Annotated in this window: 22 protein-coding genes and 1 tRNA gene; 10 read left to right on the forward strand and 13 right to left on the reverse strand. The window is 71.1% G+C overall.

All coding sequences use genetic code 11. The features are described 5' to 3' along the window. The first annotated feature begins 73 nt into the window (after positions 1-73). Positions 74-448 (forward strand): DoxX family protein, encoded by a 375-nt coding sequence (locus FLX08_RS35670; RefSeq protein ID WP_142624674.1) that lies wholly within the window; start codon positions 74-76, stop codon positions 446-448. On the opposite strand, the gene FLX08_RS35675 is transcribed toward FLX08_RS35670, so the two are convergent. The 4 genes from FLX08_RS35675 to FLX08_RS35690 all read right to left on the reverse strand — a co-directional run bounded on the left by FLX08_RS35675 (position 445) and on the right by FLX08_RS35690 (position 4,074). Then, complete coding sequence (locus FLX08_RS35675) at positions 445-1,365, reverse strand: WecB/TagA/CpsF family glycosyltransferase (protein ID WP_142624675.1); 921 nt, start codon at positions 1,363-1,365, stop codon at positions 445-447. The two genes, FLX08_RS35670 and FLX08_RS35675, sit on opposite strands and share 4 nt — an antisense overlap. Next, positions 1,365-2,300 (reverse strand): glycosyltransferase family 2 protein, encoded by a 936-nt coding sequence (locus FLX08_RS35680; RefSeq protein ID WP_142624676.1) that lies wholly within the window; start codon positions 2,298-2,300, stop codon positions 1,365-1,367. The genes FLX08_RS35675 and FLX08_RS35680 overlap by 1 nt, the downstream gene beginning before the upstream one ends. Further along, a complete protein-coding gene (locus tag FLX08_RS35685; protein WP_244313128.1) occupies positions 2,297-3,220 on the reverse strand; it encodes a sulfotransferase family protein in 924 nt (307 codons plus the stop codon). Before FLX08_RS35685 ends, FLX08_RS35680 begins: the two co-directional genes overlap by 4 nt. 164 nt (positions 3,221-3,384) lie before the next feature. After that, complete coding sequence (locus FLX08_RS35690) at positions 3,385-4,074, reverse strand: helix-turn-helix transcriptional regulator (protein WP_208761875.1); 690 nt, start codon at positions 4,072-4,074, stop codon at positions 3,385-3,387. Positions 4,075-4,201: 127 nt separating this feature from the next. Here FLX08_RS35690 and FLX08_RS35695 point away from each other — a divergent pair, with 127 nt between their 5' ends. From FLX08_RS35695 to FLX08_RS35710, 4 genes are read left to right on the forward strand one after another with little or no spacing between them, the layout of a single operon-like run. Further along, complete coding sequence (locus FLX08_RS35695) at positions 4,202-4,720, forward strand: DUF2231 domain-containing protein (protein WP_142624677.1); 519 nt, start codon at positions 4,202-4,204, stop codon at positions 4,718-4,720. 34 nt (positions 4,721-4,754) lie between these two features. After that, the gene (locus FLX08_RS35700; protein ID WP_142624678.1) at positions 4,755-5,183 is read left to right on the forward strand and encodes a hypothetical protein; all 429 of its coding nucleotides are present in this window, start codon (positions 4,755-4,757) and stop codon (positions 5,181-5,183) included. 1 nt (position 5,184) lies between these two features. Next, positions 5,185-5,784, forward strand: a complete 600-nt coding sequence (folE, locus tag FLX08_RS35705; RefSeq protein ID WP_142624679.1) for a GTP cyclohydrolase I FolE — start codon at positions 5,185-5,187, stop codon at positions 5,782-5,784. 14 nt (positions 5,785-5,798) lie between these two features. Beyond that, positions 5,799-7,016, forward strand: a complete 1,218-nt coding sequence (locus FLX08_RS35710; RefSeq protein WP_244313129.1) for an NAD(P)/FAD-dependent oxidoreductase — start codon at positions 5,799-5,801, stop codon at positions 7,014-7,016. A 20-nt stretch (positions 7,017-7,036) separates the two neighbouring features. Here the strand turns inward: FLX08_RS35710 and cysN are convergent, their stop codons facing one another. The 4 genes from cysN to FLX08_RS35730 are packed head-to-tail and all read right to left on the reverse strand — an operon-like array spanning position 7,037 to position 11,427. Then, complete coding sequence (gene cysN / locus FLX08_RS35715) at positions 7,037-8,299, reverse strand: sulfate adenylyltransferase subunit CysN (RefSeq protein WP_142624680.1); 1,263 nt, start codon at positions 8,297-8,299, stop codon at positions 7,037-7,039. Then, entirely contained in the window at positions 8,299-9,213 is a 915-nt protein-coding gene (gene cysD, locus FLX08_RS35720) for a sulfate adenylyltransferase subunit CysD (protein WP_142624681.1), read from the reverse strand. Before cysD ends, cysN begins: the two co-directional genes overlap by 1 nt. A gap of 12 nt (positions 9,214-9,225) precedes the next feature. Further along, complete coding sequence (locus FLX08_RS35725) at positions 9,226-9,999, reverse strand: 3'(2'),5'-bisphosphate nucleotidase CysQ (protein WP_142624682.1); 774 nt, start codon at positions 9,997-9,999, stop codon at positions 9,226-9,228. 3 nt (positions 10,000-10,002) lie between these two features. After that, positions 10,003-11,427: a sugar transferase gene (locus tag FLX08_RS35730; protein WP_142624697.1), complete on the reverse strand. Its 1,425-nt coding sequence runs from the start codon at positions 11,425-11,427 to the stop codon at positions 10,003-10,005. Positions 11,428-11,541: 114 nt separating this feature from the next. Between FLX08_RS35730 and FLX08_RS35735 the strand changes: the two genes are divergently transcribed. Continuing rightward, the gene (locus tag FLX08_RS35735; RefSeq protein ID WP_208761876.1) at positions 11,542-12,237 is read left to right on the forward strand and encodes a 3'-5' exonuclease; all 696 of its coding nucleotides are present in this window, start codon (positions 11,542-11,544) and stop codon (positions 12,235-12,237) included. On the opposite strand, the gene pth is transcribed toward FLX08_RS35735, so the two are convergent. Continuing rightward, complete coding sequence (pth, locus tag FLX08_RS35740; RefSeq protein ID WP_142624683.1) at positions 12,161-12,772, reverse strand: aminoacyl-tRNA hydrolase; 612 nt, start codon at positions 12,770-12,772, stop codon at positions 12,161-12,163. The two genes, FLX08_RS35735 and pth, sit on opposite strands and share 77 nt — an antisense overlap. 143 nt (positions 12,773-12,915) lie before the next feature. Beyond that, positions 12,916-13,512: a 50S ribosomal protein L25/general stress protein Ctc gene (locus FLX08_RS35745; RefSeq protein ID WP_142624684.1), complete on the reverse strand. Its 597-nt coding sequence runs from the start codon at positions 13,510-13,512 to the stop codon at positions 12,916-12,918. Positions 13,513-13,882: 370 nt separating this feature from the next. On the opposite strand from FLX08_RS35745, the gene trpS reads away from it, so the two are divergent. Continuing rightward, a complete protein-coding gene (trpS, locus tag FLX08_RS35750) occupies positions 13,883-14,962 on the forward strand; it encodes a tryptophan--tRNA ligase (protein WP_142624685.1) in 1,080 nt (359 codons plus the stop codon). Positions 14,963-15,119: 157 nt separating this feature from the next. Here the strand turns inward: trpS and FLX08_RS35755 are convergent, their stop codons facing one another. From FLX08_RS35755 to FLX08_RS35765, 3 genes are all read right to left on the reverse strand, one after another. Beyond that, complete coding sequence (locus FLX08_RS35755) at positions 15,120-16,097, reverse strand: ribose-phosphate diphosphokinase (RefSeq protein ID WP_142624686.1); 978 nt, start codon at positions 16,095-16,097, stop codon at positions 15,120-15,122. Between the two features lie 317 nt (positions 16,098-16,414). Next, complete coding sequence (gene glmU / locus FLX08_RS35760; protein WP_142624687.1) at positions 16,415-17,893, reverse strand: bifunctional UDP-N-acetylglucosamine diphosphorylase/glucosamine-1-phosphate N-acetyltransferase GlmU; 1,479 nt, start codon at positions 17,891-17,893, stop codon at positions 16,415-16,417. 183 nt (positions 17,894-18,076) lie between these two features. Beyond that, a tRNA-Gln gene (locus tag FLX08_RS35765) sits at positions 18,077-18,147 on the reverse strand. A 553-nt stretch (positions 18,148-18,700) separates the two neighbouring features. Here FLX08_RS35765 and FLX08_RS35770 point away from each other — a divergent pair. The 3 genes from FLX08_RS35770 (at position 18,701) to FLX08_RS35780 (ending at position 23,376) form a co-directional block, all read left to right on the forward strand. Then, complete coding sequence (locus FLX08_RS35770; protein ID WP_142624688.1) at positions 18,701-19,639, forward strand: acyl-CoA desaturase; 939 nt, start codon at positions 18,701-18,703, stop codon at positions 19,637-19,639. A gap of 388 nt (positions 19,640-20,027) precedes the next feature. Beyond that, the gene (locus FLX08_RS35775; protein WP_142624698.1) at positions 20,028-21,023 is read left to right on the forward strand and encodes a TetR/AcrR family transcriptional regulator; all 996 of its coding nucleotides are present in this window, start codon (positions 20,028-20,030) and stop codon (positions 21,021-21,023) included. Positions 21,024-21,279: 256 nt separating this feature from the next. Further along, positions 21,280-23,376, forward strand: a complete 2,097-nt coding sequence (locus FLX08_RS35780; protein ID WP_142624689.1) for an RNA degradosome polyphosphate kinase — start codon at positions 21,280-21,282, stop codon at positions 23,374-23,376. The last annotated feature ends 54 nt before the right edge of the window (positions 23,377-23,430 follow it).

The following is a 23,430-nucleotide window of genomic DNA, read 5'->3' on the forward strand; positions in this document are numbered from 1 at the left end:
GCGATCCGCCGACGATGGCCGCGGCGCGCTCTTCCGCTACATTTCGCTCTGCTGCCGCAAGAACGGACTCCCCATGAACGTCGTCCTGTGGGTCATCGCCGGCCTGCTCACCCTCGCCTTCCTCGTCGCCGGGGTGATGAAGCTCGCCCAGCCGAAGGACAGGCTGGCCGCGTCAGGCATGGCCTGGACCGAGGACTTCTCCGCGAGCGCGATCAAGGGGATCGGCGCTCTCGAAGTGCTGATCGCCTTCGGGCTCGTGCTGCCCGCCGTCACGGGCGTCGCCCTGGTGCTGACGCCGGTCGCCGCGCTCGGCATCGCCCTGCTCATGGCCGGAGCGGCCGTCGTCCACGCCCGCCGCGCGGAAGCCCAGGTGATCGTCGTCAACCTGGTGCTCCTGGCGCTGGCCTTCGTGGTCGCCTGGGGCCGCTTCGGCCCGTACGCCTTCTAATCCTTCCTGCGAACGCGCCGCGATGCCCGCGTCCCGATAACCCTGCGCAGCAGGGCGCCCGACAGGATGCGAAAGGCGAAGGGGAGGTCGTCGACCAGGTAGCGGCGGGCGAGCCGCTGGGGCTCGCTGATCAGGCGGAACAGCCATTCGAGGCCGTGGTCGCCCATCCAGCCCGGGGCCCGGCGCACCGATCCGGCCGCGAACGCGATGGCCGCGCCGCACCCCACGAACCAGGCGCCCGGCAGGCCGGTCCGCAGCTCCGCGATGAGCCGGTCCTGCCGGGGAAACCCGAGCCCCACGAAGACCAGCGACGGCCGCGCGGCGACGAGCCTCTCCCGCACCTCCGCCAGCGCCGCCGGGTCGGTCTCGAACCCGTACGGCGGAGCGTGCACGCCCGCCACGACCAGCCCCGGATGCCGCTCGCACAGCGCGTCCCGCGCCGCCGCTGCGACGCCGGGCGGTCCCCCGATCAGGTAGACGGGCAGCTCGCGGGCGGCGGCGGCCCCGGTCAGCGACCAGATCAGGTCGGCTCCGGTCACCCGCTCCGGCAGCGGGCGCCCGAGCAGGCGCGACGCCCAGACCAGCGGCATGCCGTCGGCCACGGCGAGCTCGGCCGCGTCGATCAGCGCACGCAGCGAGGGGTCACGGGCGGCGGCACGACAGATGTCCACGTTCGGCGTGACGACGTGGCCGCCCGTGCCGCGCTCTGCCGCGGCCATCACCCGGGCGACCACCTGGGCCTCGGTGAGCGGATCGAGCAGCACGCCGCCCACACGGACCCTGCCCGCTCGCGCGGCGGCCGTCCCTGCTCTGGCCGTTCCTGCACCGGCAACCGGCGAGCGGACGGCCTCCAGGCATTGCCGTACGGGTGCCGCCGGGCCCACCGCCGCCGGACGTGCGTGTGCGGGCTCGGCCATCAGATGCCGTGGCCGCGACGGTGGAGGGCGTGCAGCACGGCGCGCGGGCTGACCAGCCCTCCGGCGACCGCCAGCGCCACCGCCGCCCTCGGCTCGGCCGGCCGGGCGGAGAGGGCGCGCAGCGACCAGCGGGCGGCCTCGCGCCGCCGGCCGAGGGCCGCGTGGCAGAAGGCGAGCTGCCCGTAGACGCGGGCCGCGCCCCGGGGCTCCGCGGCCAGCCCGGGATGCCGGGCGAGCATCCACTCCAGCCCCGCGATCCGGTCGGCCCAGCGGCCCACGTAGTGGGAGGAGCCCCAGCGCACCCGCACGAGCGGCCGGTCGACGTGGACGATCGGATACCGCCAGGCGGCCCGCAGCGCGAGATCCCAGTCCTCGTTCTGGCCGGCGGGCGCGCTCTCGTCCACCCACGCCCAGCCGCGGCGGAACAGGAACGTCGAGGAGTGCACCATCATCATGCGCGAGCGGGTGAGGTGCCGGTGGGTCACCCGGCCGGTGCCGGCCAGCCGCGGCACCCGGCGGTCGCCATACTCGACCTCGACGGCGCAGCTCGCGAAGCCGGCGTCGGGCTCCTGCGCGAGCGCGGCGACCTGGGCGGCCAGCTTGCCGGGCAGCCAGAGGTCGTCGTCGTCGCAGAAGGCGACGAGATCGGTGCCGAGCACGGCGATCCCGGTGTTGCGCGCTCCCGGCAGGCCGGCCGCCCGCCGGTTGCCCAGCACCCGGACGCTCCTGGCCGCTCCGCCCGCCTCCACGCCAAGCGCGGAACCGGAGACGCCGGACACCTGCCGGGCGACGAGGGAGGCGGGGACGCCGTCCGCCACGACCACCACCTCGACCCGGCCGTCGTACTCCTGGGCGAGCACGCCGGTCAGCGCGGCCCGCAGCGGGCCGGGCCGGTCGCCCCTTGTCGGAATGACGACGCCGACGGACGGCCTCATCGCCGGGCTCCCGGGCGATACACGAGGCGATAGCCGTAAAAGAACAGGAGGGGAAGGGTGATCGCGGTGACCAGCCACCGCTGGGACCACGGGAGGGGCGCCGGACGGTGGCGGATCTCGACCGGCCCCACCGAGAAGCGCATCGGGTTGCCCGAGACGGTGTGCGCGACGCCGAGCAGCGCTTCGCGGTCGTCCAGGAAGGTGAAACCGCCGGTCGGAAGGCCGAGCCGCGCGGCGAGGCGTCCCAGGGTCGCGCGCGGGTCGCGCACCAGATCTTCGTGACGCACCCGCACGACCTCGACGCCCTTGCGGCGCAGCACCTCGAAGGCCAGGTTCTGGGCCAGCCAGTGGACGGCGGTGCGCACGGGCGTCCACCGGGTCATCGGCCGCCCGTCCTCGGGCCTGCGCACTCTGCGCCGCCACGACGCGGCCACCGCCCGCGGATCGCGCACCACCTGCACGACCCGCAGCTCCATGATGGCCGCCAGGCAGTACGCCAGGGAGGCGTGCTTGCTGGAGTCGACGACGACCCGGGCGTCGGCCACCTCCGCCGCCGCCGTGTAGATGCGGGCGTACGACCGGACATATTCGGCCAGTTCGGCCTCACGGGTCGCGAGCCCGAGGGCGAGGACGGGCACGCGGCGGGTCCGGTCGACGCGGGCGCGCAGGCCCGGCAACCACCCCGCCTGGCTCTGCCGCCACTGCCCGAACGCGCGGGCACCCACCTTGGTCCAGAACGGGCACTGGGAGAACCGCTGCCCGCAACCGCACGGCTCGTCCGCGCGTACGCCGCGGTCCCACAAGTGGACGACCTCGCCGAGCGGTGCCACGCCGGGCACCTCGCCGAGGAGGCGTTCGAGCAGAGTGCTACCGCTGCGTCCCAGGCCGCCCACGAAGATCACCGGCTGAGTGTCGGCCACGTGTCCTCCACGGATGGATGCGAAACGTGACGACCCTAGCGCGCACGGTAATCGAACGGCTCCCGATCGCCCAAAGGATCTACGAGCCCCCTGCGCCGCCGCAACCGGAGGTCGAGCCGCTGATCACCGGCCGCCCGCACGCCCGCTCCCGCCGGAATGCCTGCTCAGGAGGAGCGCAGCTCGACGCAGCACTCTCCCGGCCGCGGCACCAGGACGGCCTCCACCGTGGCGGCTTCCAATCCGTTGAGCATGCCGTCAAGGAAGGCGTGGTTGACCCCGCAGACCAGGTCGGGGGCCCGCGCCGCCAGCGGATGGAACGGGCAGTTGCGCAGCCGCACGCATGTGGGTGACTCGCGGCCGGGCTCGAAGCCGTGCCGCGCGAGCAGCCCTTCGAGCAGGGTGAGCGCGCGCTCGGCGCCGAGCCGTCCGGGCTTGGTGCGGGCGCGCTCCGCGGCGCCGATCTCCTCGCCGCGCCGGGAGGCCACCCGCACCGCCGCCTGGCGGGCGCTCTCCCCGTCGCTCTCCGTGAGCACGGCGTCCATGAGGATGTCGGCCAGCACCTCATGGCGGCGTTCGGGGATCGTGACGCGGATGTCGATGTCGGCCGGCTCGTAGACCTTCGGGGTGCGGCCGACCTTGCGGATGCCGCCGACCGCCTCGTAGCGGGCCCGCAGCAGCCCGGCGTCGACCAGTTTGTCCAGATGGAAGGCCGCCAGCTTGCGGGAGATCCCGACCGAGGCGGCCGCCTCGTCCCGGGTCACCGGGCGACGCGCCCTGCGGATGTAGGCGTACATGCCCTGCCGCAGCTCGTCGTCCAGCGCGGCCACCGCACCGATCGCGGGATCCGTCGTCACCCTGCCACCATATCGCCCGCTTCGACGGTCGAAAACCATCACCCCCTCGATGTACGCGAACGTCTTGACCGCAAGACTGAATAAGACCAACATTCATTGGCGTAATACGTCGTACGCGGAGGTCCGGATGACCGGTGAACTGCACGAGGCGAAACGACCGGTGAGCGCGGTGCTCGCCGGGCCGTACGGCCATCCGTTCCATCCCATGCTGGTCGCGGTGCCCATCGGCGCCTGGGTGGCGAGCATGGTCTTCGACCTGGCGTCCCGGTTCGCCCCCGATCCGGGTTTCCTGGCCGAGGGATCGAAGTGGCTGATCGCCATCGGCGTGCTCGGCGCGCTGGCCGCGGCGATGGCCGGGTTCCTCGACCTGTTCGCCATCCCGGCGGGCACTCCGGCGTTCCGCACCGGCCTGCTCCACATGGGGCTGAACCTCGTGATCACCGCCGCGTACGCCGCCGGTTTCCTGTGGCGTCAGGCCCTCTCACCAACGGCGGCGGGCGGGCCGGTCGCGCTCGGCCCGCTGCTGCTCTCGGCGGGCAGCCTGGCGCTGCTCGTGGTCTCCGGCTATCTCGGCGGCAAGCTCGCCTACCGCTATGGCGTACGGGTCGCCGACGAGGTCACCCAGGCCGGCGGGTTCCGGCGCTGACCCCCATCCCACCTGCACAGGAGGAGAACTCATCATGGCTATCGCGGCACTGATCACGTGGCTGCTCACCGCCGTGGGCGGCTTCGTGATGCTGGGCATCTGGATCGCCAGAGGCGGCCGGCGCACCAGCCGCTTCTCACCGGGTCTGATCTTCGGCCACTTCGCGCTGGCCGCCGCGGGGCTGGTCGTGTGGATCGTGTTCCTGGTCGCCGGCGCCGCCGTCCTGGCGTGGGTCGCCCTGGTTCTGCTGGTCCCGGTCGCCCTGCTGGGCTTCGCGATGTTCGCCCGGTGGATCCCCGCCTACCGCGCCCGTACGGCGGTGGCCGGCGGTCCCGGCGCCACCAGCACAGAGCAGGCGCCGGAGCGGCACTTCCCGGTCGCGGTCGTGGCCGGGCACGGCCTGCTGGCCGTCGTCACCGTGGTGCTGGTGCTGCTGGCCGCGCTCGGCACGAGCGGTGCCTGAGATGCGTTCCGGCACCGCCCTGCGGGTGATCGACGAGCAGCGCGACGGCGTGGACCTGGCCGCGGCCGAGCGGGCGGCCGGCGAGTTCCTGGAGGCGCTGGGCATCTCGACGGATTCCGAGAGCCTGCGGGACACCCCGGCGCGGATGGCCCGGGCCTATGCCGAGCTGTTCACGCCGCGTCCGTTCGACCTGACCACCTTCCCCAACGAGGAGGGCTACGACGAGCTCGTGCTGGCCCGCTCGATCCCGGTCCGCTCGGTCTGCGAGCATCACCTGCTGCCCTTCGCCGGGGTCGCCCATGTCGGCTACCTTCCCGGCGACCGCATCCTCGGGCTCTCCAAGCTGGCCCGCGTCGTCGAGCACTTCGCCCGCCGGCCGCAGGTGCAGGAGCGGCTCACCAAGCAGGTGGCCGACTGGCTCGCCGAGCGGTTGCGGCCCCGCGGGGTCGGCGTCGTGATCGAGGCGGAGCACACCTGCATGACCCTGCGGGGAGTGCGCGCCGTCGGCTCGACCACCGTCACCTCGACGCTGCTGGGCATACTCCGGGAGGACGCCCGATCCCGCCAGGAGTTCTTCGCCCTCACCGGCACCCGCCCCTGAACAAGGAGATCATCGTGATACCGCGGAGATTCGTGATCGTCGGAGCCGGTCTGGCCGGAGCCAAGGCCGCCGAGGCCCTGCGGGAGCAGGGGTTCGACGGGCGGATCACGCTGGTCGGCGCCGAGCCGCACCGTCCCTACGAGCGGCCCCCGCTGTCCAAGGGCTACCTGATGGGCACGACCGATCGGGCCGGCCTCTTCGTCCACCCGGAAGGCTGGTACGCCGAGCACGACGTCGAGCTGCGGCTCGGCGTGGCGGCGACCGGCCTCGACCGCGGCGCCCAGCGCGTCGAGCTGACCGACGGCAGCGCGGTCGGCTACGACAAACTGCTGCTGGCCACCGGGGCCCGCCCGCGCACGCCGCCGATCCCCGGCGCGCACGCGCCCCACGTGCGCTACCTGCGCACGATCGAGGACTGCGAGTCGCTCAAGGAGGTCCTCGGGAGCGTGTCGCGGCTGGCCGTGATCGGGGCCGGCTGGATCGGGCTGGAGGTCACCGCGGCGGCCCGGCAGGCCGGCGTCGCGGTCACGGTGCTGGAGGCGGCCGAGCTGCCTTTGCTGCGCGTGCTCGGGCCCGAGGTCGCCCGGGTCTTCGCCGGCCTGCACCGTGACCACGGTGTCGATCTGCGGCTCGGCGTCGTCGTCAGCGAGATCACGCCATCGGGCGTACGGCTGGGCGGCGGCGAGGAGATCCCCGCCGACGCCGTCCTCGTCGGTGTCGGCGCCGAGCCCGAGGTGCGGCTCGCCGTACGCGCCGGGCTGCCGGTGGACAACGGCATCCTGGTGGACGCGGCCCTGCGCACCGGCGACCCGGACATCGTCGCCGCCGGAGACGTCGCCAATGCCCACCACCCCCTGCTGGGCAGGCGCGTACGGGTCGAACACTGGGCCAACGCGCTCAAGCAGCCCAGGGTGGCCGCCGCCACCATGCTGGGCCGGGAGGCGGCCTACGAGGAGCTGCCCTACTTCTACACCGACCAGTTCGACCTCGGCATGGAGTATGTCGGTCACGTCGAGCCCGGCGGCTACGACCAGGTCGTCTTCCGGGGCGACGTCGCGGCGCGGGAGTTCATCGCCTTCTGGCTCAGCGGCGATCGCGTCCTGGCCGGCATGAACGTCAACATCTGGGACGTCGTCGAGCCGATCAAGGCGTTGATCCGCACCGGGACGCCCGTCACCCCTCAAGCGCTGGCCGACCCCGGCCTGCCCTTGGACAAGCTCGTCGCGTCATAGCTCCCGCCGCCCGGCCCCCCTCAGCGCGCGTCGACGATCATCCCGGCGCCGACGGTGCCGTTGGTGGCCTCGTCGATCAGGATGAAGCCGCCGGTGAGGCGGTTGCGCGCGTAGTCGTCCACGAACAACGGCTGGGTCGTCCGCAGCGCCACCCGGCCGATCTCGTTCAGGCCGAGAGCGGTGGCCGACTCGTCCCGGTGCAGGGTGTTGACGTCGAGTCGATAGTGCAGGTCGCGCACGAGGGCCCGGGCCGTACGGGTGGTGTGCTTGATGATCAGCTTGGAGCGCGGCTGGAGCTTCAGGCCGTCGGCCATCCAGCAGATCATCGCGTCGATCTCCTGGGCGGCCTGCGGCTGGTTGTTCGGCCGGCAGATCATGTCGCCCCGGGAGATGTCGATGTCGTCGCCCAGCCGCAGCGTGACCGACATCGGCGCGAACGCCTCCTCCACCGGGCCGTCGAAGGTGTCGATCCCGGTGATCGTCGTGGTCAGGCCGGACGGCAGGTGCAGCACCTCGTCGCCCGGCTTGAGCACGCCGCCCGCGACCTGCCCCGCGTATCCCCGGTAGTCGTGCAGCTCCTGGCTGGTCGCGCTGTGCGGGCGGATGACGTACTGCACGGGGAAGCGCACGTCGACCAGGTTGCGGTCGGAGGCGATGTGCACGTTCTCCAGGTGGTGCAGCAGCGAGGAGCCCTCATACCACGGCATGTTCTCCGAGCGGGAGACCACGTTGTCGCCGTGCAGCGCCGAGATCGGGATGAACGTGAGGTCGGACGCGTTCAGCTTGCTCGCGAACGCGGTGAACTCCTCACGGATCTCCTCGAACCGGGCCTCGGAGTAGTCGACGAGGTCCATCTTGTTGACCGCCAGCACCAGGTGGGGCACCCGCAGCAGCGTGGTCAGGAAGGCGTGCCGGCGCGACTGCTCCAGCACGCCCTTGCGCGCGTCGATCAGGATGATCGCCAGGTCGGCCGTGGAGGCGCCGGTGACCATGTTCCGGGTGTACTGGATGTGCCCCGGGGTGTCGGCGATGATGAACTTCCGCTTGGGCGTGGCGAAGTAGCGGTAGGCCACGTCGATCGTGATGCCCTGCTCGCGCTCGGCCCGCAGGCCGTCGGTGAGCAGCGACAGGTCGGTGTATTCCGTGCCCCGGTCGCGGGAGGTGCGCTCGACCGCTTCGAGCTGGTCTTCGAAGATCGCCTTGGAGTCGAACAGCAGCCGCCCGATCAGCGTCGACTTGCCGTCGTCGACGCTGCCCGCCGTCGCGAAACGAAGGATGTCCATCAGAAGTAGCCTTCCTTCTTGCGATCTTCCATGGCGGCCTCGGAGGCCCGGTCGTCGGCCCGGGTCGCGCCGCGCTCGGTGATCCGGGTGGCGGCGATCTCGTCGATGATCTGGTCGATCGTGGTGGCGGTCGAGGCGACCGCACCGGTGCAGGTCATGTCGCCGACCGTGCGATAGCGGACGACGGCCTCGAACGTGGGCTCGTCGTCGCCCCGCTGGACCACCTCGGCGTCGGCCAGCAGCATGCCGTCACGCTCGAAGACCGCCCGGGTGTGGGAGAAGTAGATCGACGGGATCTCGATGCCCTCGCGCCGGATGTAGTGCCACACGTCCAGCTCGGTCCAGTTCGACAGCGGGAACACCCGGATGTGCTCACCCCTGCTGATCTTGGTGTTGTAGAGGTTCCACAGCTCGGGGCGCTGGTTCTTCGGGTCCCACTGGCCGAACTCGTCGCGGAAGGAGAACACCCGCTCCTTGGCCCTGGCCTTCTCCTCGTCGCGCCGGGCTCCGCCGAACACCGCGTCGAACTCGTGCTCCTCGATGGCGTCCAGCAGCGTCGTGGTCTGCAGCCGGTTGCGGGAGGCCCGCCGCCCGGTCTGCTCGACCACCCGCCCGGCGTCGATCGACGCCTGGACCGAGGCGACCACCAGGCGCGCGCCCAGCTCGGCGACGCGCCGGTCGCGGAACTCGATGACCTCGGGGAAGTTGTGCCCGGTGTCCACGTGCATCAGGGGGAACGGGATCGGCGCCGGCCAGAAGGCCTTCTCCGCGACCCGCAGCATGACGATGGAATCCTTGCCGCCGGAGAAGAGCAGACAGGGGCGCTCGAACTCGGCCGCGACCTCACGCATGATGTGGATCGCCTCGGCCTCGAGCACGTCGAGCTGTGACGTGGTGTAGTCACGCTGAAGCATTAGGGACTTCCTTCACGGAGTCTGGCGATGCAGGTCACGGATTCCGGCGAGCAACGTTGGCGCCAGATCCGGTAGGGAGACCAGGATATCCGGCAGCCAGGGGTTCTCCTGGTTGTAGGTCAGGGGTGTGCCGTCGATCCTGCTCGCGTGGGCTCCCGCCGCGACCGCCACCGCGACCGGCGCGGCCGAGTCCCACTCGTACTGACCCCCGGCGTGCACGTACGCCTCGACCTCTCCGGTGAGGACCGCGGCGATCTTGGCACCGGCCGAGCCGATGGGGACGAGCTCCCCGCCGAGGCGGGCGGCCAGCTCGCGGACGAACTCGGGCGGCCGGGTGCGGCTGACCGCGATGCGGAACGGCTCACGCACCTTCTCCGGCAGCTCGGGCGGCGCCGCGGTCGTGAGCGTACGGCCTTGGGCAGGCAGGGCGACGGCCCCGGCCGCGAGGGCGCCGCGCTGCCAGAGCGCCACGTGGACGGCCCAGTCGGTGCGGCCCTGCTCGGAGAACTCGCGGGTGCCGTCGAGAGGATCGACGATCCAGACGCGCTCGGCCGACAGCCGCCGGGGGTCCATCCGCTCCTCGCTGGTCGCTTCCTCCGACAGCACGGCGTCGTCCGGCCGCAGCCGCCTCAGGGCGTCCATGAGGAACTCGTGGGACGCGCGGTCTCCGGCGTCCTTCAGCGCCCGGCCGTCGTCGAACCCGAGACGGGCGCGCAGGCCCAGGAGCCGCTCCCCCGCCTCCGTCGCCAGCTCGCCGGCGAGGGTGTGGTCGTCCCGCATCGTCATTTCTCAGTACGCTCCCGCCCCGCGTGCGACCGCAGACCACGTCTTCCATAAGATCTGCAGATCCAGCATGAGAGACCAGTTCTCGACATAACGTAGGTCCAACCGTACCGATTCCTCCCAGGAGAGGTCGGACCGGCCGTTGACCTGCCAGAGCCCGGTCAGCCCGGGCCGCACCACGAGCCTGCGGCGCACGTCGTCGCCATAGCGCGCGACCTCCTCGGGCAGCGGCGGACGCGGCCCGACGAGCGACATGTCGCCCCGCAGCACGTTGATGAGCTGCGGCAACTCGTCGACGGAGTAACGCCGCAGCGCGGCGCCGAGCGGGGTCACCCTCGGGTCTCTGCGCACCTTGAACAGCACACCGTCGGCATCGCTGACCAGCTCGATCTTGCGGGCCTCCGCGTCGCGCCGCATGGTGCGGAACTTCAGGATCGTGAACTCCACGCCGTCTCTGCCGACCCTCCGCTGGCGGAACAGGGCGGGCCCCGGGCTGGTCACCCGTACGGCCACGGCGACGGCGGCCAGCAGCGGGGCGAGCAGCACCAGCGCCACGGCGGCGACCAGCCGGTCGAACACGCCCTTGACCACCCGGCGTCCTCCCGCGAGCTCGGGATGCTCCACGTGCAGCAGCGGGAGCCCGGCGACGGGGCGGATCGCGATCCGCGGGCCGGCCACCTCCATCAGCGCGGGCGCCACCACGAGGTCCGTGCGCGTCCGCTCCAGCCGCCAGGCCAGCCGGCGCAGCGCCGTGCCGTCCAGCTCCGGGCAGGCGAGCACCGCAACCGTGTCGGCCCGGACCTGCTCGACCACCAGCGGCACGTCGGTGAAGTCGCCCAGCACCGGCACGTCGGCGACCTGCCCGGAGGCGCGGGTGGGCACGCAGGCGGCCACCACCTCCATGCCGTGGTAGCGCTCCCGGCGGAAGGTCTCGACCAGCTCGGCGATCGCCGCCCGGTGGCCCACCGCCACGACCCTGCGCATGCAGCCCTCGCCCCTGGCCCGCCTGCGGTGCAGCCGCTGCCGCAGGCCGTACCTCGCCGCGAGGGTGAGCACGGTCGTGAGCGGCAGCGCGATCAGCACGTAGCCGCGGGCGATCCCGGTCTTCGACGCGTACGCCACGATCGCGACCCCCGCGATCAGCGTGAACCCGGCCCGCGCGACCCGGCGGAACTCCTCAGCCCCCACACCGATCAGGCGCGGCTCGTACGCCCGGCTCAGCACGAGGATCATCGCCCAGACGGCGGGCAGCGCGGCGCTCACCATCACATAAGGCATGACGTACGGAGTAACCTCGCCGAACCGGATCACCACGGCGGTGACCCCAGCGAGAAGGGCCCCCACGATGTCGCAGAAGGCCGCGGTGAGCCGATATCGCACGGCCCACACGGGCGGGCGCGGCATCGGATGGGCGGGCGTGTCCCGGGACATGCCGACGGCGAGCGCGGCCGTATCGCCGTCCAGCACTGTCGCCCCCCGCAATCCTGCCACTACCGACGGTGATGGAATGCTAGCGGCGTCACCACGGCGTCTCAGGGAGATTCGTTGAAAGCCGAAACGTACATATCGGTCGATGTCGAGGCGGACGGCCCCATTCCGGGGCCGTACTCGATGGTCAGCTTCGGCATGACCGTGGCCGGGCGGATGACCGGGCGGCGGTTCGAGCGGACCGACCCGGAGGCGCTGACGTTCTACGCCGAGTTACGGCCGATCAGCGACGACCATGTGGCGGAGGCGCTGGCGGTGACCGGCCTCGACCGGGCGACGCTGCTGCGTGAGGGACGCGACCCGGCCGAGGCGATGACCGAGGCGGCGGCCTGGGTGCGCGAGGTGTGCGGCGACGACCTGCCGGTGCTCGCGGCCTTCCCGCTGTCGTACGACTGGATGTGGATGTACTGGTACTTCCTCCGCTTCACCGGGCAGTCGCCCTTCGGCCACTCGCGGTGCATCGACATCAAGACGCTGTACGCCGCCAAGGCCGTGGTGCCGGTGGCCTGGGCGACCAAGCGTCAGATGCCGCGCGAGGTGCGTTCGCGGCGCCCGCACACCCACAACGCGCTCGACGACGCGATCGAGCAGGCGGAGCTGCTGCAGAACCTCATGGAGTGGCCGGGCTCGGCACACCGCGAAACCGGCGACGCCGGCGGGGCGGATTCGCGCGGTCTCAGCGGGGCGGCTTCGCCGGATTCAGATCGGCGGCGTGGAAGCGGTTCTGCGTCGCCTCAAGACCGGCGGTCATGAGCGACTCGACCATGTCGGCCGCCCGGTCGACGAGGAACGGCAGGTCCTTGCGCTCGGCGGTGGCGAAGTCGCGCAGCACGAACGTCGCCGGGTCCATGCGGCCCGGCGGGCGGCCGATGCCGAACCTGATCCGGGAGTAATCGCGCGTGCCGAGCGCCTTCGTGATCGACTTCAGGCCGTTGTGGCCGTTGTCTCCGCCGCCGATCTTCGCGCGCAGCGCGCCGTACGGGATGTCCAGCTCGTCGTGGATCACGATCACCCGGTCGGGGGTGACCTTGTAGAAGTCGGCCAGCGCCTTCACCGGGCCGCCCGACAGGTTCATGAACGACAGCGGCTTGGCCAGCACGACCGGGAGCGCGGCCAGACGGCCCTCGACCACCTCGGCCCGCGACCTGTGCGCCTTGAACCGGCCGCCCACCCGGGCCGCCAGCTCGTCGGCCACCATGAAGCCCGCGTTGTGCCGGTTCCCGGCGTACTCCGGCCCGGGGTTGCCCAGGCCCACCACCAGCCACCGCTGCGCGGACGTGTCGGACATCGCTGTCTCCTCCGCTGTCTGCTTCGCTTCGCCGCCTGCTCTGCCGCCTGCTCTGCCGCCGGCTCCACCGCCGGCTCCACCGCCGGCTCACATGGAAGAGTCCTCCACAGACATTCTGCGGAGGACTCTGCCACGAACGGGTCCTACTCGGCGGCCTCGGCGCTCTCGCCCTCGGCGGCCTCGCCCTCCTCGGGCAGCCCGGCCGTCGGCGCGGCGATCACGTGCAGCACCAGCGCCTCGGGGTCGCCGGCGAGCGTCGTGCCGCTCGGCAGCTTCAGGTCGCCCGCGTGCACGGTGTAGCCGGCGTCCTTACCGTTCACGTCCACCTCGACGCCGGTCGGGATGTGGGTCGCCTCGGTCTCGACCGAGATCGTGTTCAGCGGCTGCTCGACGATCGCGCTGCCGATCGGGTCGCCGACGACGGTGACCGGGATCTCGACGGTGACCTTCTCGCCGCGCTTGACCAGCAGCAGGTCGACGTGCTCAAGGAAGCCCTTGATCGGGTCGCGCTGGACGCCCTTGGGCAGCGCGATCTCGTCCACGCCCTCGCCCTGCAGGCGGATGAGCACGTTCGGCGTGCGCAGCGCGAGCAGCAGCTCGTGGCCGGGGAGGGTGAGGTGCTTGGGCTCGGTGCCGTGGCCGTAGAGGACGGCGGGGACCTTGTTGGCCCGGCGGATCTTGCGGGCGGCGCCCTTGCCGAACTCGTTGCGGAGCTCGGCGGCGATGCGTACTTCGGACACGGCACATCTCCTAGGGATGACTCGACGGGATTGGCGCGCTCCCCCTCACCCGCCCTAGCGGAAGGCGTTACGAGCGCAACCCTCTTACCCTACCGTGCGTCGCGCCGATGGCGCGCCAGAAGCATCGCGCCGGAGGCGCGCCAGGAGCGTCGCGCACGCAGGCGCGCCGCTCGGGGTCTGCCGCGAGTCCCCTGGTGGCCGTTAAACTGGCCGCGTGATTCGTACGTTGTGTCAGGGCTGGTGGCGCTCCACGTAGGAGCGGCCATCTCACACGCGTACGACCGGGCCGTTCGGATGGACGGCCCTTTTTCGTGCTCCCTGGACGAGGGGTCGCCGTCGGGACGGCGGACCACCTGCCAAGGGAGAGACCATGACCACGATCATCGACGCCGCCCCGGACGACGACGAGCTCGGCGTGCCGGCCGCCCGGCGCCGCAGCGCCGAGCTGGAAAGACAGATCCACGAGCGGCCGGGACGGTTCCGCGTGCTGACCGGTGACCGTCCGACCGGCCGGCTGCACCTGGGGCACTACTTCGGCACCCTGCACAACCGCGTCCGCCTGCAGAACCTGGGCGTGGACGTGATGGTGCTCGTCGCCGACTATCAGGTCCTGACCGACCGCGACGTCGCCGACCGGCTGGCCGAGCACGTGGAGGACCTGGTGCTCGACTACCTGGCCGTGGGCATCGACCCGGACCGGGCCACGATCTTCACGCACAGCGCCGTCCCCGCACTGAACCAGTTGCTGCTGCCGTTCCTCAGCCTGGTGTCGGTCGCGGAGCTGGGCCGCAATCCCACGGTCAAGGACGAGATCGCACACTCGCGCCAGTCGGCGGTCAGCGGGCTGATGTTCACCTATCCGGTGCACCAGGCCGCCGACATCCTGTTCTGCAAGGCCGGCCTCGTGCCCGTCGGTCAGGACCAGCTTCCCCATCTGGAGGTCGCCCGCACCGTCGCCCGCCGCTTCAACAGCCGTTATGGCCCGGTGTTCCCCGAGCCGGAGGCGCTCCTGTCCGCGGCTCCGCTGCTGCTCGGCACCGACGGCGGCAAGATGAGCAAGAGCCGGGGCAACGCCATCGCGCTGGCCGCGACCGCGGACGAGACCGCCCGGATGATCCGCGGCGCCAAGACCGACGCGGACCGCCACATCACGTACGACCCGGTGGCCCGGCCCGAGGTCTCCAGCCTGGTGCTCCTGGCCGCGCTGTGCCTGGGGCGCGACCCGCACGAGGTGGCCGGGGAGATCGGCGGCCGGGGAGCGGCGGCGTTGAAGGCCGTCGTCACCGACGCGGTCAACGACCATTTCGCGCCCATCCGGGCGCGGCGCGCCGAGCTGGCCCGGGACCGCGCCCACATCCGCCAGGTGCTGCGCGACGGCAACGAATGGGCCAACGCCATCGCCGACGACACCCTCAAGGAGGTGCGGGAGGCGATGAAGGCCCTTTACTGAAGGGAAAACCCGCCGCTTGAGGAACGTCCACGTGAGGGACGTTGCTCACGGGCACGCGTTATTCACCGGCACGTGTCGCTATTCGGCGGCACGTGTCGCCTGAGGACGTGCGCGGGCCCCCGGACGGCCGGTCGGCCTGACCGGGGACCCGTACCGCTCAGCTGTCGCCTTCGAAGAGGCTGGTGACGGAGCCGTCGGTGAAGACCTCGGTGATGGCCCGGGCGAGCAGCGGGGCGATCGACAGGACCGTGAGGCTGTCGAACCTCTTCTCCTCAGGGATCGGCAGCGTGTTGGTCACGACCACCTCGGAGATGCGGGAGTTCTTGAGCCGGTCCACCGCCGGGTCGGAGAAGATCGCGTGCGTGGCGGCCACGATGACGTCGGTCGCGCCGTGCTCATACAGGGCGTCGGCCGCCTTGCAGATCGAGCCGCCCGTGTCGATCATGTCGTCGATCAGCACGCAGGTCCGGCCGCGCACCTTGCCGACCACCTCGTGCACCTTCACCTGGTTGGCCACGTCGAGGTCGCGCCGCTTGTGGATGAACGCCACCGGCGTGCCCAGTGTGTCGGACCAGCGCTCCGCCAGCCGTACGCGGCCGGTGTCGGGGGAGACGATCGTGGTCGTCGCCGGGTCGAGCTTGCCGCGCAGGTAGTTGATCAGGACCGGCAGGGCGAACAGGTGGTCCACCGGACCGTCGAAGAAGCCCTGGATCTGCGAGGTGTGCAGGTCGATGGACATCATGCGGTCGGCGCCGGCCTGCTTGAACAGGTCGGCCATCAGCCTCGCGGTGATCGGCTCGCGACCGCGGCCCTTCTTGTCCTGCCGGCTGTAGCCGTAGAACGGCATGATCACGGTGATCCGCTTGGCGGAGGCCCGCTTGAGGGCGTCCACCATGATCAGCTGCTCCATGATCCACTGGTTGATCGGCGCCGTGTGGCTCTGCATGACGAAGGCGTCGCAGCCGCGCACCGACTCCAGATAGCGCACGTAGATCTCGCCGTTGGCGAAGTCACGCAGCGCCGTCGGCGTGATCTCGACGCCGAGGGCCTGCGCGACCTCGTCGGCCAGCTCGGGGTGGGACCGGCCGGAGAAGAACATCAGGTTCCGCTCGTCGGTCGTCTTCTTGCCGCTCATGCCGCGCTCCTCGCGTGTCGAGCCTGTTCGCCGTACCGGGCATGGTGCTGGGGCCGGGCCGGGTGTAACGCCGTCCCCCCGTCTCGCCCGGGGGCCGCAAACCCCTTCGCCCGGTCGATGTGGTCGGTCACGGTGTCCTCCTGGCCTGGCCCTTCGGCGCTACGCGGCCGGAACCGCGCCTCGTACTCTTTTCCTGTCCCCGTACGGCCCGCGGAGAGGCGGGCCGCAGGTGGTCCTCATGGACGGCGCTGTTCGCCGGTTCTAGGCGCCGGCTCTGGTCACCGGCTCTGGTCACCGGCTCTGGTCACCGGCTCTGGTCACCGGCTCTGGTCACCGGCGGGGTCCCCGCCGTTCGCCGCGGCCGCGTCGCGGGCTTCGGTCGCCCGCCGGGCCGCCTCCGCGGACCGGGTGCCGGCGCGGCGGCGCTCCACCCAGCCCTCGATGTTGCGCTGTTTGCCGCGGGCGACCGCCATCGCCCCGGGCGGCACGTCCGACGTGATCACCGATCCGGCGGCCGTGTAGGCGCCGTCCCCGATGGTGACCGGGGCGACGAGCATGTTGTCGCTGCCCACGCGCACGTGGTCGCCCACGACGGTGTGGTGCTTGGCGACGCCGTCGTAGTTGACGAAGACGCAGGCGGCGCCGATGTTCGAGCCGACCCCGATCGTCGCGTCGCCGACGTACGTCAGGTGCGGGACCTTGGAGCCCTCGCCGATCCGCGCGTTCTTGGTCTCGACGAACGCGCCGATCTTGCCCTTGGCGCCGAGCACGGTGCCAGGGCGCAGGTAGGAGAAGGGCCCCACGACGGCGCCGGGGCCGATCTCCGCGCCGTCGGAGACGGTGTTGCGGACGACGGCCTCCTCCCCGACGACCGTGTCGGTCAGCGTGGTGCCGGGCCCGACCTCGGCTCCCGCCCCGATCCTCGTGGCGCCCTTGAGCTGGGTGCCGGGGTGGATCACGGCGTCGGGCTCCATCTCGACCCCCGCGTCGACCCACGTGCTCGCCGGATCGACGACGGTCACGCCGGCGCGCATGTGCGCCTGGAGGATGCGGTCGTTGAGCATGCGCCGGACGAAGGCGAGCTGGACGCGGTCGTTGACGCCCTCGACCTCGGCGTGGTCGGCGGCCACGTGCGCGCCCACCCGGTGGCCGTCCTCGCGGAGGATGGCCAGCACGTCGGTCAGGTATTCCTCGCCCTGGGCGTTGGCGGCGCCGATCCGCCTCAGGCCGTCGGCCAGCAACGCGCCGTCGAAGGCGTACACGCCGGAGTTCATCTCGGCGATCGCGCGCTGCTCGGGGGTCGCGTCCTTCTCCTCGACGATCTCCAGCACCGCGCCGTCCTCGTCGCGCACGATCCGGCCGTAGCCGGTCGGATCGGGGACGACGGCGGTCAGCACCGTGACGGCGTTGCCGTCGGCGGCGTGCCGTTCCAGCAGGGCCGCCATGGTCTCGGTGCGCAGCAGCGGCGTGTCGCCGTACGTCACCAGGACGGTGCCGTCGAACGGGCCCTCGGCTTCGAGCGCGGTGCGCACGGCGTGGCCGGTGCCGTTCTGCTTCTCCTGGACGACCGTGCGGGCGTCCGCGGCGGTCGTCGCGAGATGGGCGCCGACCTGCTCGCGCGCATGCCCGATGACCACGATCAGCCGCTCGGGCGACAGGCCGCGCGCAGCGGCCAGCATGTGGTCGACCAGCGCTCGGCCACAGACCTCGTGGAGGACTTTAGGGGTTTTCGACTTCATCCGGGTGCCCTCGCCGGCGGCGAGGACGATCACGGCTGCCGGGCGCGGCACACTCACGGATTGAGGCTCCCTCGGCGTCGCGGCTCACTACACGGATCGTGACTGTATGGATTGAGGGCGGCTTCCCACGCGTCCAATACCCAGGAACCGCACGGTCACCCGCTCGACAAGGTGAGCTTACCTGCCGTACCCCAAGAGGGGACCAGCCCCCCTGGGGCTCCGACAAACGGACGAAACAGGCTCCCGGGGGAGGATTCGAACCTCCGTTGACAGAACCAAAATCTGTAGTCTTGCCCCTAGACGACCCGGGATGGGCGCGAAGTGCCGTTTTGTCGGATCCCGGCGCCCGCCGGAATCCGCACTCAGGATACAGAGCAGTCCCCCCGCCGCGCGCCCCCAAAATCCAGCGCGGGGAAATCCCCGGCGGAAGCCGCGGAACGCACGGACGTCCCGTGACGAGCAGGCCGGGCACAGACCGCGCCCCATGCCGCGCGAGCAGGCCGGACGTGGGCTGTGCGCACGCCCGCGAGCAGGCCGGCGCCCGCCTCGCCGACGCGGCCCGGCATCGGCACCACATCAAACGGTCCGGCAGGCCCGCGTGTGGCGCCGGGCGCGACGGCCGGGGATGTTATCGGGAGGACATTCCGGGCAGATCGCCGTCGACGCCGCGGCATCCTCGACGCGGCCGTAAGTGAGCGCGATGCACTACCAGATGGCCGACCGTTGGTGCAAGACGTGGATTCGCCACCAGATGTGGCCCGGAGCGTCACCTTCCACACATTCGCTCTTAGGGATTCCTAACTTACGATGGCGTAGGTTACGGTTCCGTAGCCAGACATTCTTCCCCATCTCGTGAGGTAGCCCATGACCGTCCTGACCGAACGTCCCTCACCACAGCCGAAGCCGGAGTTCGAGCCGGAAGGCAAGAGCAAAGCCGATCTTGTCGTCTTCGCACTCGTCGTCGGCCTTCCGATCCTCGCGGTCATCGCGGCGGTGCCGTTCACCTGGGGATGGGGCCTGGGCTGGACTGATGTCGCGATCGCCGCCGCCTTCTACATCGTGTCCGGCTTGGGGGTCACGGTCGGGTTCCACCGCTATTTCACCCACGGCTCGTTCAAGGCCAACCGGCCTCTGAAGATCGCGCTCGGGATCGCCGGCAGCCTGTCGCTGGAGATGTCGGTGGTGGACTGGGTCGCCGCCCACCGCAAGCACCACAAGTTCTCCGACAAGGAGGGCGACCCGCACTCGCCGTGGCGGTTCGGGCCCGGCTTCAAGTCGATGTGCAAGGGCCTGCTGTACGCGCACGTGGGCTGGCTCTTCGAGGTCGAGCGCGTCAACCGCGCCAAGTACGCCCCGGACCTGCTCAAGGACCCGGACATCATGAAGCTGCACCGGTGGTTCCCGACGCTGGCGATCACCTCGCTGCTGCTCCCGCCGGTCCTGGGCGGCCTCATCACCTGGTCGTGGCAGGGCGCGCTGACCGCGTTCTTCTGGGGCACGCTGATCCGGATCGGGCTGCTGCACCACGTCACCTGGTCGATCAACTCCATCTGCCACGTGTTCGGCGAGGAGGTGTTCGAGTCGCGCGACAAGTCCCGCAACGTGTGGTGGCTGGCCATCCCGTCGTTCGGCGAGTCGTGGCACAACCTGCACCACTCCGACCCCACCTGCGCCCGGCATGGTGCCCTGAAGGGCCAGATCGACCTCAGCGCGGGCCTGATCCGCTGGTTCGAGAAGGCCGGATGGGCCTACGACGTGCGCTGGCCGACCCCAGAGCGGCTGGCGGCGAAGCGCATTGCCTGACGACTCAGTCAGCGGTGACGGCAGGGCCGCTCCGCGTAACGCGGCGGCCCTGTCCCTCACACCGACGTCCCCCACACCGACGCCCCCCGCATCGGCACCCTCTTCCCCGGCGGCTTCCCCGGCGGCTCCTCCGGCGGCTCCTCCGGCGGTGTCCACCACATCCGCCCTCCCGGCACCGGCCCGTTCGGCAACGGCCCGTCAAGCCCCGGCTCGTTCGGTCCCGGCACGTTCGGCCCCGGCACGTTCGGCCCCGGCTCGTTCGGCCTCGGCCGGCCTCGGCACTCGTACGGCCCCCGCCTCCGCGGTGGTCGTACCGGCGCGTCCGGCGACTTCCGCCAAACAACCGCGAACCGGCCCGAACCGGGTTCGAGCCGCCGCACCCGCCATGATGGAACCCGTGAGCGAGTCCTCCCGATCCCGAAGACGCATGACCGGCGCGGAGCGGCGCGAGCAGCTGATCCAGGTCGGCCGTGCCCTGTTCGCGGACAAGGGCTTCGACGGCACCTCGGTCGAGGAGATCGCGGCCAGCGCCAAGGTGTCCAAGCCCGTGGTGTACGAGCACTTCGGCGGCAAGGAGGGCATCTACGCCGTCGTCATCGACCGGGAGATGCAGCGCCTGCTCAGCCTGGTCACCCAGGCCCTGTCGGCCTCGCACGCCCGCATCAAGCTGGAACGGGCCGCGCTCGCCCTCCTCCAGTACATCGAGGAGAGCAGCGAGGGATTCCGCATCCTGGTCCGCGACTCCCACGCCGCCTCGGGCACGGGCACCTTCGCCAGCCTGATCAGCGACATCGCCAGCCAGGTGGAGGACGTGCTGGCCGACGAGTTCAAGGAGCGCGGCTACGACCCCAAGCTCGCGCCGATGTACGCCCAGATGCTCGTGGGGATGACCGCCCTCACCGGACAGTGGTGGCTCGAAGTGCGCAAGCCGCGCCGCGAGGAGGTCGCCGCCCACCTGGTGAACCTGTCCTGGAACGGCCTCACCGGCCTCGACGCCAATCCCATGCTCACCGCCGCGACGCGCGGCCTGATCCTGTCCCCCTCCGCGGAGACCCGTACGGCGAGACCCGCCGAGCGCGAGTCGAAGGAGCAAGAGAAGCTCCGCCGCGACCAGGAGAAGGCTCGTGAACGCGAGCAGCGCGAACGCGCCAAGCAGCTCGAACGTCAGCAGCGCGAGCTGGAGAAGGCCAAGGAGCGCGAACAGCGCGAACGGGCCAAGGAGCTCGAACGGCAGATGAAGGAGCAGGAGAAGCTCCGCCGCGAGCAGGAGAAGGCGCAGGAGCGCGAACAGCGCGAACGCGCCAAGCAGCTCGAACGCCAGCAGCGCGAGCGGGCCAAGGAACTGGAACGCCTTCAGCGCGAGCGGGTGAAGGGATCCGACTGACGGTCTCGCAGGCGCTCGCCGGCGACGTGCGGAAAGCCGCTCAGGATGGTCCGGCGACCCCGCTCAGAGCGATCCCCGCTCAGAGTGATCCGGCGATGCCGAGGGAGGCGGTTTGCGGGCGCTCGCCGGTGACCCGCGGGAGCCACACGCGTGAAGGCGTGGGGATCGGGGCGAACGCCGCCTGACGGAGCGGTCTGACGGTTTCGTTGCGGTTAAGTTAACGTTCTGTTCAACGACTTGGGGCATATTTCGTTATATGTCCGCCCAAAGCTCCCCCGCCCGTGAGCCGGAGGAGACCGACCTCCCCGCGCAGACTCCGCCGCCCAGCGATCGATTCCTCAACCGGGAGGAGAGCTGGCTCCAGTTCAACGAGCGCGTCCTGGAGCTGGCGGAGGACTCCTCGGTGCCGCTGCTCGAACGTGTCAGGTTCCTCGCCATCTTCGCGAGCAACCTGGACGAGTTCTTCCGCGTACGGGTGGCCGGGCTCAGACGGCGGATGGCCACCGGCCTGCTGCTGCGGACGACGGGCGGGCTGAAGCCGAGCGAGGCACTGTCGCGGATCGCGACGGTCGCCGACGACCTCGCCCGCAGGCACGCGGCGGTCTTCCACGAGCGCATCTGCCCGGAGCTCGCCGAGCAGGGCATCGCGATCGTCCGCTGGGACGACCTCGCGCGGGACGAGCGGACGGCGCTGCGCAAGCTCTTCCGTGAGCGGATCCGGCCGGTCCTGACACCGCTGGCCGTCGATCCCGCCCACCCGTTCCCGTACATCTCGGGTCTTTCGCTGAACCTGGCCGTGACCGTGCGGAACCCGGAGGACGGCCACACGGTGTTCGCGCGGGTGAAGGTCCCCTCGCAGCTCCCCCGGTTCGTGACCGCCTCGCCGAACCGGTTCGTCCCGCTTGAGGACGTGATCGCGGCCCACCTGGGCGAGCTGTTCAAGGGCATGCAGATCGTGCAGCACCACGTCTTCCGGGTGACCAGGAACGAGGACCTGGAGGTCGACGAGGACGTCACCGAGAACCTCATGAAGGCGCTGGAGCGCGAGCTGCTGCGCCGCCGGTTCGGGCCGCCGGTGCGGCTGGAGGTCGAGGACACCATCACCCCCCAGGTGCTTGAGCTGCTCGTGGACGAGCTCGGTGTGTCCGAGAACGAGATCTACCGCCTGCCCGGGCCGCTCGACTTAACCGGGCTGCACGCCATCGCCGACCTCGACCGCCCGGAGCTGCACTATCGGCCGTTCGTCCCGGCGGAGGCGATCAGCGCCGAGGACGACCTGTTCACCGTGCTGCGCGAGCGCGACATCCTCGTCCACCACCCGTACGACTCGTTCGCGACCAGCGTGCAGCGGTTCGTGGAGGAGGCGGCGGCCGATCCGGACGTGCTGGCGATCAAGCAGACCCTCTATCGCACCAGCGGCGACTCGCCCATCGTGGACGCGCTGATCGACGCGGCCGAGGCGGGCAAGCAGGTCGTGGTCGTGGTGGAGATCAAGGCGAGGTTCGACGAGCACGCGAACATCTCCTGGGCGCGCAAGCTGGAGACGGCCGGATGCCACGTGGTCTACGGCGTGCTCGGCCTCAAGACGCACTGCAAGCTGGCCATGGTGGTCCGCCAGGAGGCGGGCGGCGAGCTGCGGCGCTACTGCCACATCGGCACCGGCAACTACAACCCGAAGACGGCCCGGCAGTATGAGGACTTCGGGCTGCTGACCGCCGATCCCCAGGTGGGCGAGGACGTCACCGACCTGTTCATCCACCTGACCGGCTACTCCCGCCAGTCGGAGTATCGCCGGCTGCTGGTCGCGCCCAACTCGCTGCGCCAGGGCCTGCTCGCCCGGATCGAGCAGGAGATCGCCCACCGCACGGCGGGCCGTCCGGCCAGGATCCGGATCAAGACCAACTCGATCGTGGACGAGCCGATCATCGACGCGCTGTATCGCGCCTCGCAGGCGGGGGTGCCGGTGGACCTGTGGGTCCGCGGCATCTGCACCCTGCGTCCCGGCGTGCCCGGCCTGTCGGAGAACATCCGCGTACGCAGCGTGCTCGGCCGTTTCCTCGAACACTCCCGGATCTACGAGTTCGGCGGAGGGCGCCGGCCGGAGATCTGGATCGGCAGCGCCGACCTGATGCGCCGCAACCTGGACCGCCGGGTCGAGGCGCTGGTCAAGGTCGCCAGCCCGCAGCAGCGCCGGTATCTGTCCGACCTGCTCGACCTGGCGTTCCGCGACACCACCACCGCCTGGACGCTGCACTCCGACGGCAAGTGGCTGCGTCACCGGGGCGAGGTCGATCTCCAGCACCACCTGATCGCCGGAAGGCGCTGGCGGACCGTGGACGACGTGACGGATTGACGGACTGACGACGTGACGGACTGACGGATCGACGGATCGACGGATCGACGGATC

Origin of the sequence: Microbispora hainanensis (assembly GCF_006874475.1) — a bacterium.
Lineage (GTDB): Bacteria > Actinomycetota > Actinomycetes > Streptosporangiales > Streptosporangiaceae > Microbispora > Microbispora hainanensis.

Coding starts and splice junctions, on each gene's coding strand:
- folE (WP_142624679.1), top strand. CDS start 5,185: ATGCGTTCCGGCACCGCCCTGCGGGTGATCGACGAGCAGCGCGACGGC.
- FLX08_RS35775 (WP_142624698.1), top strand. CDS start 20,028: ATGGAACCCGTGAGCGAGTCCTCCCGATCCCGAAGACGCATGACCGGC.
- FLX08_RS35755 (WP_142624686.1), bottom strand. CDS start 16,097: ATGAGCGGCAAGAAGACGACCGACGAGCGGAACCTGATGTTCTTCTCC.
- FLX08_RS35780 (WP_142624689.1), top strand. CDS start 21,280: ATGTCCGCCCAAAGCTCCCCCGCCCGTGAGCCGGAGGAGACCGACCTC.
- FLX08_RS35770 (WP_142624688.1), top strand. CDS start 18,701: ATGACCGTCCTGACCGAACGTCCCTCACCACAGCCGAAGCCGGAGTTC.
- cysN (WP_142624680.1), bottom strand. CDS start 8,299: ATGGACATCCTTCGTTTCGCGACGGCGGGCAGCGTCGACGACGGCAAG.
- FLX08_RS35670 (WP_142624674.1), top strand. CDS start 74: ATGAACGTCGTCCTGTGGGTCATCGCCGGCCTGCTCACCCTCGCCTTC.
- FLX08_RS35675 (WP_142624675.1), bottom strand. CDS start 1,365: ATGGCCGAGCCCGCACACGCACGTCCGGCGGCGGTGGGCCCGGCGGCA.
- FLX08_RS35730 (WP_142624697.1), bottom strand. CDS start 11,427: ATGTCCCGGGACACGCCCGCCCATCCGATGCCGCGCCCGCCCGTGTGG.
- FLX08_RS35700 (WP_142624678.1), top strand. CDS start 4,755: ATGGCTATCGCGGCACTGATCACGTGGCTGCTCACCGCCGTGGGCGGC.
- cysD (WP_142624681.1), bottom strand. CDS start 9,213: ATGCTTCAGCGTGACTACACCACGTCACAGCTCGACGTGCTCGAGGCC.
- trpS (WP_142624685.1), top strand. CDS start 13,883: ATGACCACGATCATCGACGCCGCCCCGGACGACGACGAGCTCGGCGTG.
- FLX08_RS35680 (WP_142624676.1), bottom strand. CDS start 2,300: ATGAGGCCGTCCGTCGGCGTCGTCATTCCGACAAGGGGCGACCGGCCC.
- FLX08_RS35725 (WP_142624682.1), bottom strand. CDS start 9,999: ATGACGATGCGGGACGACCACACCCTCGCCGGCGAGCTGGCGACGGAG.
- FLX08_RS35695 (WP_142624677.1), top strand. CDS start 4,202: ATGACCGGTGAACTGCACGAGGCGAAACGACCGGTGAGCGCGGTGCTC.
- pth (WP_142624683.1), bottom strand. CDS start 12,772: ATGTCCGACACGTCCGCGCAGCGGTGGCTGGTGGTGGGCCTGGGCAAC.